This is a genomic window from uncultured Actinomyces sp. (genome assembly GCA_900541895.1).
In the GTDB taxonomy this organism is placed as follows: Bacteria; Actinomycetota; Actinomycetes; order Actinomycetales; family Actinomycetaceae; genus Pauljensenia.
The window spans coordinates 1-13,229 of sequence record UWSI01000012.1 but is presented as its reverse complement, the minus strand read 5'-3'; the positions used below and the strand labels follow the sequence as shown (position 1 = coordinate 13,229).

General features: G+C 55.4%; 11 protein-coding genes, 4 tRNA genes and 1 pseudogene. 14 read left to right on the top strand and 2 right to left on the bottom strand.

Annotated features, from left to right (window positions below; translation table 11 throughout):
- The first annotated feature begins 115 nt into the window (after positions 1-115).
- The 4 genes from QZR18_RS04550 to QZR18_RS04535 all read left to right on the top strand — a co-directional run bounded on the left by QZR18_RS04550 (position 116) and on the right by QZR18_RS04535 (position 1,629).
- A tRNA-Gln gene (locus QZR18_RS04550) sits at positions 116-190 on the top strand.
- A 26-nt stretch (positions 191-216) separates the two neighbouring features.
- A tRNA-Glu gene (locus QZR18_RS04545) sits at positions 217-289 on the top strand.
- Positions 290-342: 53 nt separating this feature from the next.
- Positions 343-415, top strand: a tRNA-Glu gene (locus QZR18_RS04540).
- Between the two features lie 74 nt (positions 416-489).
- A complete protein-coding gene (locus tag QZR18_RS04535; RefSeq protein WP_178704760.1) occupies positions 490-1,629 on the top strand; it encodes a glycosyltransferase family 4 protein in 1,140 nt (379 codons plus the stop codon).
- Here QZR18_RS04535 and QZR18_RS04530 read toward each other — a convergent pair.
- Positions 1,626-2,366: an IclR family transcriptional regulator gene (locus QZR18_RS04530; protein WP_009409067.1), complete on the bottom strand. Its 741-nt coding sequence runs from the start codon at positions 2,364-2,366 to the stop codon at positions 1,626-1,628. The genes QZR18_RS04535 and QZR18_RS04530 overlap by 4 nt on opposite strands.
- A 95-nt stretch (positions 2,367-2,461) precedes the next feature.
- Between QZR18_RS04530 and leuC the strand changes: the two genes are divergently transcribed.
- The 5 genes from leuC to QZR18_RS04505 all read left to right on the top strand — a co-directional run bounded on the left by leuC (position 2,462) and on the right by QZR18_RS04505 (position 7,800).
- Positions 2,462-3,868, top strand: coding sequence for a 3-isopropylmalate dehydratase large subunit (gene leuC / locus QZR18_RS04525; protein ID WP_178704763.1), 1,407 nt, complete (start codon positions 2,462-2,464; stop codon positions 3,866-3,868).
- A gap of 32 nt (positions 3,869-3,900) precedes the next feature.
- Entirely contained in the window at positions 3,901-4,545 is a 645-nt protein-coding gene (leuD, locus tag QZR18_RS04520) for a 3-isopropylmalate dehydratase small subunit (RefSeq protein WP_178704766.1), read from the top strand.
- Between the two features lie 93 nt (positions 4,546-4,638).
- Positions 4,639-5,961, top strand: a complete 1,323-nt coding sequence (murA, locus tag QZR18_RS04515) for a UDP-N-acetylglucosamine 1-carboxyvinyltransferase (protein WP_291458952.1) — start codon at positions 4,639-4,641, stop codon at positions 5,959-5,961.
- Positions 5,962-5,984: 23 nt separating this feature from the next.
- Positions 5,985-6,989, top strand: coding sequence for a diacylglycerol kinase family protein (locus tag QZR18_RS04510; RefSeq protein WP_178704772.1), 1,005 nt, complete (start codon positions 5,985-5,987; stop codon positions 6,987-6,989).
- 88 nt (positions 6,990-7,077) lie between these two features.
- Positions 7,078-7,800 carry a 1-acyl-sn-glycerol-3-phosphate acyltransferase gene (locus QZR18_RS04505; RefSeq protein ID WP_178704775.1) on the top strand — a complete coding sequence of 241 codons (723 nt, stop codon included), beginning with the start codon at positions 7,078-7,080 and terminating at the stop codon, positions 7,798-7,800.
- 12 nt (positions 7,801-7,812) lie between these two features.
- Here QZR18_RS04505 and QZR18_RS04500 read toward each other — a convergent pair whose 3' ends face one another.
- The gene (locus tag QZR18_RS04500; protein WP_178704778.1) at positions 7,813-8,433 is read right to left on the bottom strand and encodes a hypothetical protein; all 621 of its coding nucleotides are present in this window, start codon (positions 8,431-8,433) and stop codon (positions 7,813-7,815) included.
- A 189-nt stretch (positions 8,434-8,622) separates the two neighbouring features.
- Here QZR18_RS04500 and QZR18_RS04495 point away from each other — a divergent pair, with 189 nt between their 5' ends.
- From QZR18_RS04495 to QZR18_RS08290, 5 genes and pseudogenes are all read left to right on the top strand, one after another.
- Complete coding sequence (locus tag QZR18_RS04495) at positions 8,623-9,759, top strand: D-alanine--D-alanine ligase family protein (protein WP_178704781.1); 1,137 nt, start codon at positions 8,623-8,625, stop codon at positions 9,757-9,759.
- 9 nt (positions 9,760-9,768) lie between these two features.
- Positions 9,769-10,686, top strand: coding sequence for a RimK family alpha-L-glutamate ligase (locus tag QZR18_RS04490; RefSeq protein ID WP_178704784.1), 918 nt, complete (start codon positions 9,769-9,771; stop codon positions 10,684-10,686).
- Between the two features lie 152 nt (positions 10,687-10,838).
- Positions 10,839-10,911 (top strand) — tRNA-His (locus tag QZR18_RS04485).
- Positions 10,912-11,061: 150 nt separating this feature from the next.
- Complete coding sequence (locus QZR18_RS04480; RefSeq protein WP_178704787.1) at positions 11,062-12,105, top strand: NAD(P)-dependent alcohol dehydrogenase; 1,044 nt, start codon at positions 11,062-11,064, stop codon at positions 12,103-12,105.
- Positions 12,106-12,243: 138 nt separating this feature from the next.
- A pseudogene (locus tag QZR18_RS08290) lies at positions 12,244-13,229 on the top strand (Abi family protein).

Sequence of the window (13,229 nt, the reverse complement as noted above, 5' to 3'; positions counted from 1 at the left end):
GCGTGGTGATCAAATATGATCAGTGCCACGTGCCTGCGATTTGGCATCTGAAGCGCATTTGAGTATTCTTTTCTCTTGTCGCCGCCTTGGGTTTTAGCCTGAGCGGATTGCGCCATGGGGTATGGTGTAATTGGCAGCACGAGTGATTCTGGTTCATTTAGTCTAGGTTCGAGTCCTGGTACCCCAGCCATCGCAAAGTTTTTTGCGAGAAGAAAGGCCCCCATCGTCTAGCGGCCTAGGACGACGCCCTCTCACGGCGTTAACACCGGTTCAAATCCGGTTGGGGGTACAAATCCTGTTCATGCCTCGGTATGACGGGAATAGCGCACGTAGTGGCGCGCCGCCCCCATCGTCTAGCGGCCTAGGACGACGCCCTCTCACGGCGTTAACACCGGTTCAAATCCGGTTGGGGGTACAGATACCAGCAGGGCTTCGGCCCTGTTTTTTGTTAGCTGCGCTGCTACCTTTGGCATCTGCAAGAATAAAAGCATGCGCATTGTTTTGGTCTCTGACACCTTCCGCCCGACTATGGGAGGAATTGAAACTCAGGTCGGTGCACTTGCCGATCATCTTCATGCCCGAGGCCACGATATCGTCGTTCTGACCTGCACTCCCGAGGGTGAGGCGCTGTCCACGTCCCCCTATCCGGTGCTGCGTTCCTCGTGGCGCAATCCTTTCAATGCGCCGATTGATCCCAAAGCCCCCCGTCGCTTTACCGACTTCATTCGGCGTTTTAATCCCGATGTTGTCCACTACCACATGGGTGAGCTGACTCCGGTTGTCCAGTCGGTCCTTCTCAACCTAAAGGATTCGAGGATTCCGCAGGTCGTCACCGTTCATTCTCTGTGGGACCCCCGCGTGACAATCCCGACCTTCCGTGCCATCGCACGACGTACAGGACTGTCGAAGGCGCCAATCATGTGGACAGGTGTCTCTGAGCTGGTCAATGAGCAAATCCGCCAGGTCTTGGGGCCAGACATCTGTGTTTCAACCTTGCATAATGGCGTAGATGTCGCGCCCTGGCAGCGCCCGCCTATTGCCCACCAAGGCATCGTCGCGGTGACCGCTACGCGTTTTGCTCCGCGTAAGCGCGTGGATGCCCTGATCGACATCCTTTCTGAAACCCGGCGCCGCTGGGATTCTTATTCCCGAGGCGACGCGGGTGATTTCCCCCTGCGTGCAGTAGTTGCGGGTGAAGGTCCGCTTTTTGACGGTGTTCAGCGCCGCGTTGAGCGCAGTGGGCTGAGGGATTGGGTGCTTCTTCCGGGACGTCTGAGTGCGACGCAGCTCCAGGACCTGTATGCGCGTTCGGATATTTTCCTTGCGCCTTCGGTGAAAGAATCCGCTTCTATCGCTGGACGCGAGGCCTTGGCCTCGGGGCTTGCAGTAATGACACGTTCACAGTCTGGACTTGCAGAAGTCGTTGAAAATGGCCTCAACGGTTGGTGTCTAGACATTGATGACGAGATGATCGAAGCGCTCGTATCTGTGCTTGAGGCTCCCGCACAGCTTGAACGTATTCACGAGCATAATCGCAGTGAAGATTTCCCCTTCACATGGGAGAAAGTCATTGAGGCGACGGAAAACTACTACCGCCGAGCTCAGGAACTGGCTTCGGCGGGGGCTTAGTCTTCCATTCCTTCTGCCGAACGCAAGAAATCGGAGAGTCTGTTAGCTGCAGCAACGGCAGAAGGGCCATGCTGACGGCCAGGCTGACGTCCCATGCGCTCAACAGGACCCGAAATGGTCACTGCGGCCAGCACACGACCCGAAGGTCCACGAACGGGGGCGGAAACTGAAGCAACGCCGGGCTCCCGTTCTGCAACCGACTGCGCCCAGCCTCGGCGACGAACTTGAGCAAGCATCGTCGCATTGAAAGAGGCGCCGTAAAGGCCTCGGTGAAGACGGTCGGGTTCTTCCCATGCAAGAAGGACTTGGGCAGCAGAACCTGCCTTCATGGTCAATGTCGCACCAACAGGGATGGAGTCACGAAGGCCCATCTCGCGTTCGGAAGCTGCAACGCACACTCTAAAGTCGCCTTGGCGGCGGAAAAGCTGAGTGGATTCCTTCGTGTGGTTGCGAAGTGCAACGAGGACTGGCATTGCAGCTGCGAGAAGGCGATCTTCACCCGCAGAGGAAGCAAGTTCTTGAAGGCGCGGTCCTAAGACGAAACGTCCCTGCATGTCGCGCGCAACGAAACGGTGATATTCCAGTGCAACTGCAAGGCGATGTGCAGTGGGGCGCGCCAAACCTGTTGTTGCAACCAATTGAGCCAGGGGGGCCGGACCTGCTTCAAGTGCGCTCAAAACCAATGCGGCTTTATCCAGAACGCCGACACCACTTCCAAAGGCTTCTGAGTCCTCCATGAAGACATTTTCACATCTCATTAAATGAGATATCAAGTCCAACTCTCTAGGAAGTGTCAATCATGGGAAGAAAGAAGTCGATGAAGGAGCGGGAAATGAGCGGAACGCTGGCCGAGAAGGTTTGGGCTGATCACGTCGTAGTGCACGGTGAAAACGGTGCGCCCGATCTTCTGTACATCGACTTGCACTTGGTCCACGAGGTGACCAGTCCGCAGGCATTCGATGGTCTGCGCATGGCCGGACGCCAGGTCCGTCGCCCTGACCTCACGATTGCAACCGAGGATCACAACACTCCTACGGTCAATATTGACCTGCCGATCGCTGATATCACCAGTCGCACGCAGATCGATACCCTGCGAAAGAATGCGAAGGAATTCGGTATCCGTCTGCATTCGCTGGGCGATGCCGACCAAGGAATCGTTCACGTTGTCGGTCCCCAATTGGGGCTCACCCAACCCGGTATGACCATTGTTTGCGGTGACTCGCATACATCAACCCACGGAGCATTCGGTGCGCTGGCAATGGGGATTGGCACCAGCCAGGTCGAGCATGTTCTGGCGACTCAAACACTGCCGATGGCTCCTTTTAAGACCATGGCTATCACCGTCAATGGCTCACTGCCAAAGGGGGCTACTGCGAAGGACATCATCCTTGCTGTGATCGCGAAGATTGGAACCGGTGGGGGACAGGGATACGTCCTTGAGTACCGTGGCCAGGCAATCCGCGAACTCTCGATGGAAGGTCGCATGACGATCTGCAATATGTCCATCGAAGCGGGTGCGCGAGCGGGAATGGTTGCCCCTGATGAAACAACCTTCGAATACCTGAAGGGGCGTCCGCACGCACCCGAAGGTGACGAATGGGATCATGCCCTGGAGTACTGGAAGACCTTGCACTCAGATGAAGATGCGGTCTTTGATGCTGAGGTGGTCCTAAATGCTGAGGACTTGGAGCCCTTTGTTACCTGGGGGACAAACCCCGGACAGGGTGTCCCGCTCTCGGGTAGCGTTCCCAACCCGGATGACTTTGAGGATGAAATCAAGCGAGCCGCAGCGCAGAAGGCTTTGGATTACATGGGGCTTGAAGCTGGCACTCCCATGCGCGATATCAAAATCGACACAGTTTTCTTGGGATCGTGCACAAATGGGCGCATTGAAGACCTGCGTGCCGCTGCAAAGATCATTGAGGGGCACACCAAGGCTCCGGGACTCAGGATGCTGGTTGTCCCCGGTTCTGCACGGGTGCGCCTGCAAGCCGAAGCTGAAGGCCTGGACAAGATCTTCACTGAGTTCGGTGCGGAATGGCGTAATGCCGGCTGCTCGATGTGTCTGGGAATGAACCCCGACCAGCTTGCTCCTCAGGAGCGTTCGGCCTCGACATCAAACCGGAACTTTGAGGGCCGCCAAGGAAAGCTTTCGCGGACCCACCTGGTCTCTCCTCTGGTCGCGGCAGCCACCGCTATTCGTGGCACTCTGTCCTCTCCGGCAGACTTGGACGACTAAGAATTCGCTGATACACATTCGAAGGAAAACTCATGGAAAAGTTCATTTCGCACACGGGTATTGGCGTTCCGCTGCGCCGTTCAAATGTTGACACCGACCAGATCATCCCCGCGGTTTTCTTGAAGCGCGTGACCAAGACTGGATTTGATGACGCTCTGTTCTATGCATGGCGTCGCGACCCAGAGTTCATCTTGAACCGTGAACCCTACAACCAGGGCAGCGTTCTGATCGCCGGACCTGATTTCGGCACTGGTTCCTCGCGTGAACACGCGGTCTGGGCACTGCGTGACTATGGCTTCAAGGTCGTTCTCGCACCGAAGTTTGCTGATATTTTCCGAGGAAATTCAGGCAAACAGGGTTTGGTGACGGGAATTATCAGCGAAGCAGACTGTGAAAAGCTCTGGGATCTGCTCGATGCGAATCCCGGCGCCGAAATCACCGTTTCGCTTGAGGATAAGACCGCGACTCTTGGTGACTTCACCTGCACTTTCGATATTGACGACTACGTGCGCTGGACGCTCATGGAAGGTCTGGATGATATTGCCCTGACACTTCGTCACGAGGCCGAGATCACCGCTTACGAAGAGCGTCGTCCCTCCTTTAAACCGAAGACTCTGCCGGCCAAGACCATGCCTTCGAAGCCGGTCGTTTCCGCCCGTCCCACCGAAGGTGAGTAATTCGCCACGCCCTCAAGATGCGTTAAGCGCACGCAGATGAGGGCGTGCTGCTCTAAAGTGGTCACAGAAGTCGACAGCTAGGAGAGCATCACTATGTCCTCGAAACTTCGAGTTGAAGGTGGCCACCCCCTTGAGGGGACCATTACCGTCCGCGGGGCGAAGAACTTTGTCCCCAAAGCAATGGTTGCGTCACTGCTCGCAGATACTCCCTCCGAGCTGTACAACGTTCCCTTGATTCGTGACGTCGACGTCGTATCTGACCTCCTTGCCCTTCACGGCGTCAAGGTTGATTACGACCAAGAACGCGGTTCGCTGCGGATGGATCCTTCGCAGGTACGTGTTGCTTCACGTTCTGATATCGACACACTTGCCGGGGCCTCGCGCATCCCGATCTTGTTCTGTGGCCCGCTTCTTCATCAGCTGGGTGAAGCTTTCATTCCTGAGCTGGGTGGCTGCGCAATTGGTGGCCGTCCCATCGACTTCCACCTGGAAACTCTGCGTAAGTTCGGTGCAATCGTTGATAAGCAGCCCGAAGGGGTTCATATCAAGCGTCCTACGTCCGGTCTCCACGGTGCGATTATCGAGCTGCCTTTCCCTTCCGTTGGCGCAACCGAGCAGACTCTGCTGACTGCGGTTCGCAACGATGGAATTACCACGCTGAAGGGCGCTGCCATCGAGCCTGAAATCATGGACCTCATCAATGTTTTGCAGAAGATGGGCGCCATTATTTCTGTCGACACTGACCGCACCATCCGCATTGAGGGTGTGGAGTCCCTGAGCGGGTACCGCCACACCGCTCTCCCTGATCGTATCGAGGCCGCCTCTTGGGGCGCTGCAGCTCTTGCGACCCGAGGTGATATTTACGTTCGGGGCGCGCATCAGCCAGATATGACGACCTTCCTCAATACTTTCCGAAAGGTCGGTGGCGCGTTTGATATCGATTCAGAAGGTATTCGTTTCTACCACCCCGGCGGCGAACTCCACTCCATCGCCCTGGAAACCGCGGTTCACCCCGGCTTCATGACCGACTGGCAGCAACCGCTGGTTGTCGCCCTTACTCAAGCAGAAGGACTATCGATCGTCCACGAGACGGTGTACGAAAACCGTTTTGGTTTTACCTCAGCACTGCGTCAGATGGGCGCAAATATCCAGGTGTATCGCGAGTGCTTGGGTGGAACACCCTGTCGTTTTGGCCAGAAAAACTACTACCACTCAGCAGTTATTTCGGGACCGACTCCGCTGCACGCAGCTGATATTGTCGTTCCGGATCTGCGCGGCGGATTCTCACACCTGATTGCAGCCTTGACCGCAACTGGTACATCGACTGTGTCAGGGATTGATGTCATTTCTCGCGGCTACGAACATTTTATTCGCAAGCTTCGTGAGCTCAATGCTCGCGTGGAATACGAAGACTGACGCACCTCTCGAAGGCCGCAGTCGTGGATCAGCCATCCCAGCCCAAACTGAAGCTATTTGTCTCCGCCCTTTCCGGGAAAGGTCGCGCGCTACGTCGAGCTCCCAAGGTAGCGGCACTTTTACGCTCCCAAGGATGGAACGTCGACGTTCGAGTCACCCACCGCTCGGATGATCCGGCAGCTTTGGCGGCAGCATGCACCAATCACTGGGTTGCAGTATTAGGTGGCGATGGCTACATCGCTCGCATTGCTACTCAGGTTGGGGCGCGCGGTGGAGTGGTGATTCCTCTTCCCGGAGGAAGAGGAAATGATCTGTGCCGTTGCCTTGGAATTGGGACTGACGCGGTCGCGCATGTGCGGAGCCTACCAACGGCCTCGGAAATCTGCGCTGAGGACGCGGGGGAGCATCCTCGGATCAGAGGCATCGACGCTATGCAGGTGCGCGCGCTCAATAGGGGCAATGACGGGCAAGATGCCGCCGGGCAGCGGCCACCCTCGCCTGGCAAGGACCTCGAAGGCAATGACCTCGAAGAAAAACCGGCTCAGGTGCTGGGAATCGTGTCTTTCGGCTTAGATGCTTTGGCGAACCAGATCGCAAATGACACATCTATTGCCTCGGGTACTTTCGCTTACGCTTGGGGGGCCTTGCGCGCCCTTCAGCAGTTCCAGCCCAAAACTATGGAAATAGAGGTAGATGGGACGCGAAGGCGAATCCGGGGGTGGCTTGTTTCCGTCTCTAATTCCGGATGGTTTGGAGGTGGGATCAATATTGTTCCCAGTTCCAATCCCAGTGACGGTTGTCTGGAACTTCTCACCGTGGACCCGGTACCGAAGCGCCACGCGATCCGCGTTCTTGCACGGGTTCTTGCAATGCGAAAAGTCGATGATCCGATCCTTCACGTCGAACAGGTCACCAGCGTCAAGATCTGGGAGAGTACCGGGTTAGTTGCAATGGGAGATGGCGACCACGTGGGAGAAGGGCCACTTGAAATCTCGGTCAGCCCTGAGGTTTTTCGCGTCTTTGTTTAAAGCCGTGGCAGTTAGCGCGAACTTGTTGCTTGTCCCAGCTGTCTTGTTGATCTTTGGCCCCAGCACCTTGCTTGGATAAACTACACACATGACTCACCGACTCACAGGTTTCTACCGTTTCGCGCGAGGCGTTTTCCGCAGCTTTATGGTCCCGTGGATGAAGATTGACGTCCAGGGTCTTGAAAATCTCCCCAAGGACCGCGGATACCTGCTGGTATGTAATCACCTGTCAAACATTGATGCGGTCTGTTTACTGTGGGTCATGATGAAAGCGGACGTTCCCGTGCGCATTATGGCCAAGTCAGAGCTATTCAAGGTCCCGCTTTTGGGTGGGGCCATGCGTCGGATGCAACTGCTTCCGGTCGATCGAAAGTCGAAGGAACCGGGGGCGATTTTGGCCTCGGCAGCGAAGGCACTTCGCGATGGCGAATGCGTGGCAATTTACCCCGAAGGCACCTTGACCACTGACCCTGAAGAGTGGCCGATGCGCATTAAGACCGGTGCGGCGCGTCTTGCTCTGGACACGGGGGTTGATGTTATTCCCTTCATCCACTGGGGAGAGCAAAAAATTATGCGTTCGGGATCGGCGCTGATCGATTTTCGTCCCCAACGCAAAGTGAGTGTCCACATTGGCCAGCCAATCGACCTGGATGACCTTCGCCATGACACCGGTTCTGCTGATCATCACGCTGTTGATGAAGCAACCGTACGTATTCAGCGCACGATGATTGATCAGGTTGCTGCTCTTCGCGGAGAAGATGCCCCGCAGGGCGTGTGGGATCGCAAACTGAAGAAACGGGTGGAGATCTAAACCCCTTACTTCTTACTTCGCGATATCAATCACCACGCGCGAGGGGTTGCTGAGCGCGCTCAAAGTCACCTCGCGCTTGTGATCCATTCCAATCACGATATGCGTATTTGCCTCAAAGCTTCCGTCTTCGCGTACGCGAATTGGCCCGACTTCCTTGGTTTTTTCGCCCTTGTAGTAGTCTTTTTGGAGTTCTTCGCTGACGGGCATGGCTCCGCCTTCCAAGGACAACTCAAGGTAAATTGGCGTCCCTAGATCAATTGGATCGCCTTTACCCTGGGTTGCTGGGGAAGTCGTCCACCCGCCTTGCCATCCCACATCGTCGCTTCCCGTGAACTCAACGACGACCCTGTAGAAAGTATCGTGCTCACCGACGCGCAGGTCGTGAAAGACCGGTGCGTGATTAGCGTCCTCTTTGCCCTGCGTGAGGGATGCCTTCCGCGAGGGAATTTCTTCCCGATTCTCAAGAGTAGGGCTGGAAGAGGGCGTGGCCTCGGGAGTGGGGGAGGAAGACGCGCTTTCGCTTGCCGAGGCCGTAGCTGAGCTGTTTGCCGAGGGCGCGGGAGTCGGGGAGCATCCGCTGAGCGTGGCTAGAAGGACTAGTGCGCATAGAGATGAAAAATGGTGCGCCTTCACGATCTCCTCCTTGAGCGATCTACGAGTTTGACTTCCCTCATCCTAATGGGGGCAGACTGCGTCGGGGAGTGAAACCTTGACCTTTGGCAAAGTCGATACCGGATTGAAACCCTGAGTGTGTTCAACATCGAATGACGCGGGCATGAGAAGAGCGACGGGATGGGCTGGCCACGCGGTAGGGTTGAGGCCATGAGTGAAGTCAAACGTCCTCGCGTCCTTGTCGTTTTCGGCGGACGCTCCAGTGAGCACCTGGTGTCCTGTGCGACCGCTGCCGGTGTTCTTCATGCGATTGATCGCGAACGCTTCGATGTGCTTGCGGTTGGAATCACCCGAGACGGCCAATGGGTGCACGTCGATAGCAAGCCTGAGCTTGTCGATCTGCGCACGGCCTCGAATACGACTATTGAGCCGGGACTCAGTCGCGTGAGCCTGCTTCCTGGCCTTGCTCGTTTGGTTGAAACTACCTACGACCGCACTCCCGAAGACGATGATGCTCGGATTGTCAGTGTTGAAGATCTGGGTGTTATCGATGTTGTGCTTCCGCTTCTGCACGGTCCTTATGGCGAAGACGGAACGATCCAGGGTCTCTTCGAGATGGCGAATGTCCGTTACGTCGGCTGTGGTGTGACGTCCAGCGCGGTTTCAATGGATAAGCACTTAACGAAGACTGTCCTTGCCGAGGCGGGGATTGCAGTCGGACGGTGGGAATTGGTGACCGAGAAAGAGTGGTCCCGCGATCCCCAGGAGGTGCGCTCACGGATTGAAGCTTTGGGCTTCCCAGTCTTTGTTAAACCGACTCGAGGTGGTTCGTCGGTTGGGATTTCGCGCGTGGATTCCCCTGATCAGCTGGACCTTGCCATCAAGGAAGCGGCCGCAAACGATCCGCGAATCATCGTCGAGGCGATGGCCTATGGTCGTGAGGTCGAGTGCGGGGTACGCGTTCCTGCGGGTGGCGATTCGATGGCTGCGCCTCTGGGTGAAATCGGTGTTCCTGAAGGCGAGTTCTACGACTACGCCCTGAAGTATGTCGATACCGATGCCATTTCCTTGATGTGCCCGGCGGATGTTCCAGAAGAAGACGCGGCTCGTATTCAAGAAACAGCACTCAAGGCTTTCGAGGCCTTGGAATGCGAGGGTCTGGCCCGTGTCGATTTCTTCTATAACGATGCAACCCACGAGATTATCGTGAATGAAGTGAACACCATGCCCGGCTTTACTCGTTTGTCGCTATATCCGCGTGTGTGGGGCGAAGCTGGATTGAGCTACACCGAATTGGTGACCTCCCTGTTAGAGGAAGCCATGAGCCGACCCTTGGGACTAAGGTAAGATATTTTTATGACGAAAAAACCCAAGGTTACCCTTGTCACCTCGGAGAATATGCCCGAACTTTTCTCCGATGAAAGTGGACTTCCTGACGCTCTTGCAGAGCGCGGAATGGACCCCCAGATTGCTATTTGGAATGATCCCACGGTCGATTGGGACGCAGCGGGGGTCTGCGTGATCCGATCCGTTTCGGATTACGCAACGCAGCGCCAGGAATTTATTAACTGGGCAAATTCAGTGCCGCGTCTGCTCAACCACGCAGATGTCATGGACTGGAACACTGACAAGCACTACATGAAGGATTTGGAGGCCCTGGGGCTTCCTGTTATTCCTACGACGTGGCTTGAGCCCTCGCACGGTTTTTCGAAGCATCAAGTTCACTCGCGCTTCCCGGCTTTGGGCGACTTCGTTGTAAAGCCTGCGGTTTCTTCGGGTGTGCGCGATATCGGTCGTTACACCGCTATCGACACCTCACAGCGTCAAGCAGCTTTGGCTCAAACCATGGAACTGCTTGATGAAGGCCGTTCCGTGATGCTTCAGCGCTACCTAGAAGATATCGACGTCCACGGCGAGGTTTCCCTGGTCTTCTTCAATGGTCTGCTGTCCCACGCAGTTGAGAAGCGCGCGGTTTTGCACCCCTCTTCGGTCACAGACCCATCCATGCACGAGGCCGTGGTGACCGCTCGTCCCGCAGACACCGCCACATGGCAGTGGGGTGAGCAGATCCGTCAGGTTCTGCATGAGTACATGCGTTCGCGTTTGGGACGCGATGAGCTACTTCTCTACAACCGCGTGGACCTGGTTCCCGATGGTGAAGGCTCCTTCCGAGTGATGGAGGTGTCCTTGGTGGACGCGGACCTCTACCTGGAGGCAACACCCGATGCTCTGGGTAACTTCGCTGACGCGATCTCTACCCGTGCATTCTGGTGAGATGTAGATCTTGTCCTTGCTCCTCCCTCGTTTCCTTGTGAAGCGGGGGAGGATGTCTATTCGTGGCAATCACCACGCTTCGCTTTTCGATTTCTCACTTGGCGTGCCCAGATGTTAGAGTTTCTCCGTTGCGTTTTTCGCAGCGCTCAATGGTGGCTGTAGTTCAGTTGGTAGAGCACCTGGTTGTGGTCCAGGACGTCGCGGGTTCGAGTCCCGTCAGCCACCCGGTATAACCCTCAGAACCCTAAGGTTCTGAGGGTTTTTCATATGTTTTGAGTGTTAGCATGTGAGCAATATGCGTGCGTAAGAGAGCTTCCCACACGTGCCGTGTGGCGGGGGTGCTCAGCGCTGGGAGGACAAACAAAGGAGTCTCAGATGCCTCAAGTCCGTGCCTATGCCTGTGATGATGCGCGATCGCAATATCACCCCATGATGATTGATATTCGTGAACCCGGACCGGGTGAAGTACTTTTCGACATTAAATATGCGGGAATTTGCCACTCTGATATCCACACTGCGCGCAGTGAATGGGGACCGATTCCCTATCCCTTCGTCGGCGGACATGAGATTTCTGGCGTTGTGACCAAAGTTGGCGAAGGCGTAACTAAATTCAAGGTAGGGGACCGCATCGGTGTTGGTTGTTTGCAGGGGTCGTGCAAGGAATGCGAATACTGCACCGATGGCCACGAGCAGTTCTGTGACAACCCCCGTGCCTATTGGACGTTCCGGGCGGGCCCAGATGGGAAGCCGACTTTTGGTGGCTATGCCCAGGCAATGACGGTGCGCGAAGACTTCGCTTGTCACGTACCGGATGCTGTGGCCTTGGAACATGCTGCACCACTGATGTGCGCCGGGATCACCATGTATTCACCGCTGCGGCGTTGGGGTGCGGGCCCGGGAAAGAAAGTTGCCATTGTCGGTATGGGCGGCTTGGGGCACATGGGCGTTCAGCTTGCCGCCGCAATGGGTGCAGAAGTTTCCGTGATCTCACATGGTCGTTCAAAGGAAGCCGATGCGCGTCAGTTTGGTGCCACCGCTTTCTATGCAACTGCAGAAGAAGGCACCATCGAATCACTGGCCTCGTCCTTTGACCTCATTATCTGCACGGTGAGCGCGGATGATCTGGATTACCCGGGACTGATCCATGCGCTCAAGCCTTTCGGCGTCTTTGTTGACGTTGGTTTGCCCGAGAACCCGATGGTGATCCCCATGCGAGCTGTGGTCAATGGAAACAAAGTCGTTGCAGGGTCGCAGATCGGTGGCATTGCTGAAACTCAGGAAATGCTGGAGTTCTGCGCCGAGCACGGCGTGCGTCCCGTGATTGAGATCATCGACGGCGATTCCATTACCGAGGACTATGACAAAGTTGTGGCCTCAAAGGTGCGCTACCGCTTCGTGATTGATACATCGACGTTCTAGGAACTGGTTACTGCTGTGATTTCGTGATGCACAGCATGGGTTACTCGTAGAAAAACTGCATCCTCGAAGGCTATATGTACTGTAAACTAGCCTTAACAGAGCCCCGGTCAGGCCTCTTTCCCTTTGGGTAATGCACAAATGACCGGGGCCATTTTTTACCAGCAAAGGTGCTGTTTGATGGATACCTCGATAGATAAAAAGTGGCTCAGCTACGGTGATCAGCTTGAGTTGCTCGTTCGGCGTGGTATGCGAATTGAGGACCAGAGCCGCGCAGAGAAATTACTTTCCTATGTGAGCTACTACCGTCTTTCGGGTTACTTCCGGTACTGGCAGAAAGACCCAAGCTACGGTGATGACTCCTTTATCGATGGAACAAGTTTTGAGAGGATTTACGGCCTCTATGAGGCGGAGAGAAAACTCTCTAGCGTTTCTAAGGAGTTGCTCGCAAAATGCGAGATCCTCCTGAGGACTCGCTTTGCTCATCACTATGGTGAATACTTTGCGCCGTCAAAATCCTTTGCCTACGGAAAGGGCTTCACACAACCTCCATCGGCCGATGAAGATCCGATTCAAGAACGAATACTGTCTGATCTAGATAGGAGTAAAGATTCATTGATCATTATCGAGATGGGGTTAAGCAAGGTTCGCATTTTGCACCTGAGGCGTATGACAGGATGCCAATTTGGGTTGCGGTTGAGGCACTGAGTTTTGGAACGCTTTCGCGAATGATTCAAGCGTCCGGTGAATCTGGAGTTCTGGATGCAATGGCAAGCTCTTTGGGAACTACTCGAAGAGTTTTACCTTCCCAAGTCCGCTCTTTCGTTTATCTGCGTAATCGAACTGCCCACTATGGTCGATTGTGGAACATCTCTGTCCGAGACAGTCCTGCGTTGCAGAAGACAAAGAGGCGAATACGGCGGGATTACAGGCCTTTCGCTGAACAATCAGTGTATGAGATTCTCGTTGCACTGCATGATCTTGGGAAGCGAGCTGGAATCTGTGAAGACTTGCTTGGGTTATACATCGAGCCCCTGCTTAAAAACCAACCGCTGCTCGCGTATGGGATTAGCACCCCAAAAAGATATGGCGAGGTGCCGCGTGAGGTTCTTTTGGGTGACGAGTGA

Excerpts from the sequence above, each read along its gene's own strand:
- QZR18_RS04535 (WP_178704760.1), top strand. The coding sequence starts at position 490 with ATGCGCATTGTTTTGGTCTCTGACACCTTCCGCCCGACTATGGGAGGA.
- QZR18_RS04530 (WP_009409067.1), bottom strand. The coding sequence starts at position 2,366 with ATGGAGGACTCAGAAGCCTTTGGAAGTGGTGTCGGCGTTCTGGATAAA.
- leuC (WP_178704763.1), top strand. The coding sequence starts at position 2,462 with ATGAGCGGAACGCTGGCCGAGAAGGTTTGGGCTGATCACGTCGTAGTG.
- leuD (WP_178704766.1), top strand. The coding sequence starts at position 3,901 with ATGGAAAAGTTCATTTCGCACACGGGTATTGGCGTTCCGCTGCGCCGT.
- murA (WP_291458952.1), top strand. The coding sequence starts at position 4,639 with ATGTCCTCGAAACTTCGAGTTGAAGGTGGCCACCCCCTTGAGGGGACC.
- QZR18_RS04505 (WP_178704775.1), top strand. The coding sequence starts at position 7,078 with ATGACTCACCGACTCACAGGTTTCTACCGTTTCGCGCGAGGCGTTTTC.
- QZR18_RS04495 (WP_178704781.1), top strand. The coding sequence starts at position 8,623 with ATGAGTGAAGTCAAACGTCCTCGCGTCCTTGTCGTTTTCGGCGGACGC.
- QZR18_RS04490 (WP_178704784.1), top strand. The coding sequence starts at position 9,769 with ATGACGAAAAAACCCAAGGTTACCCTTGTCACCTCGGAGAATATGCCC.
- QZR18_RS04480 (WP_178704787.1), top strand. The coding sequence starts at position 11,062 with ATGCCTCAAGTCCGTGCCTATGCCTGTGATGATGCGCGATCGCAATAT.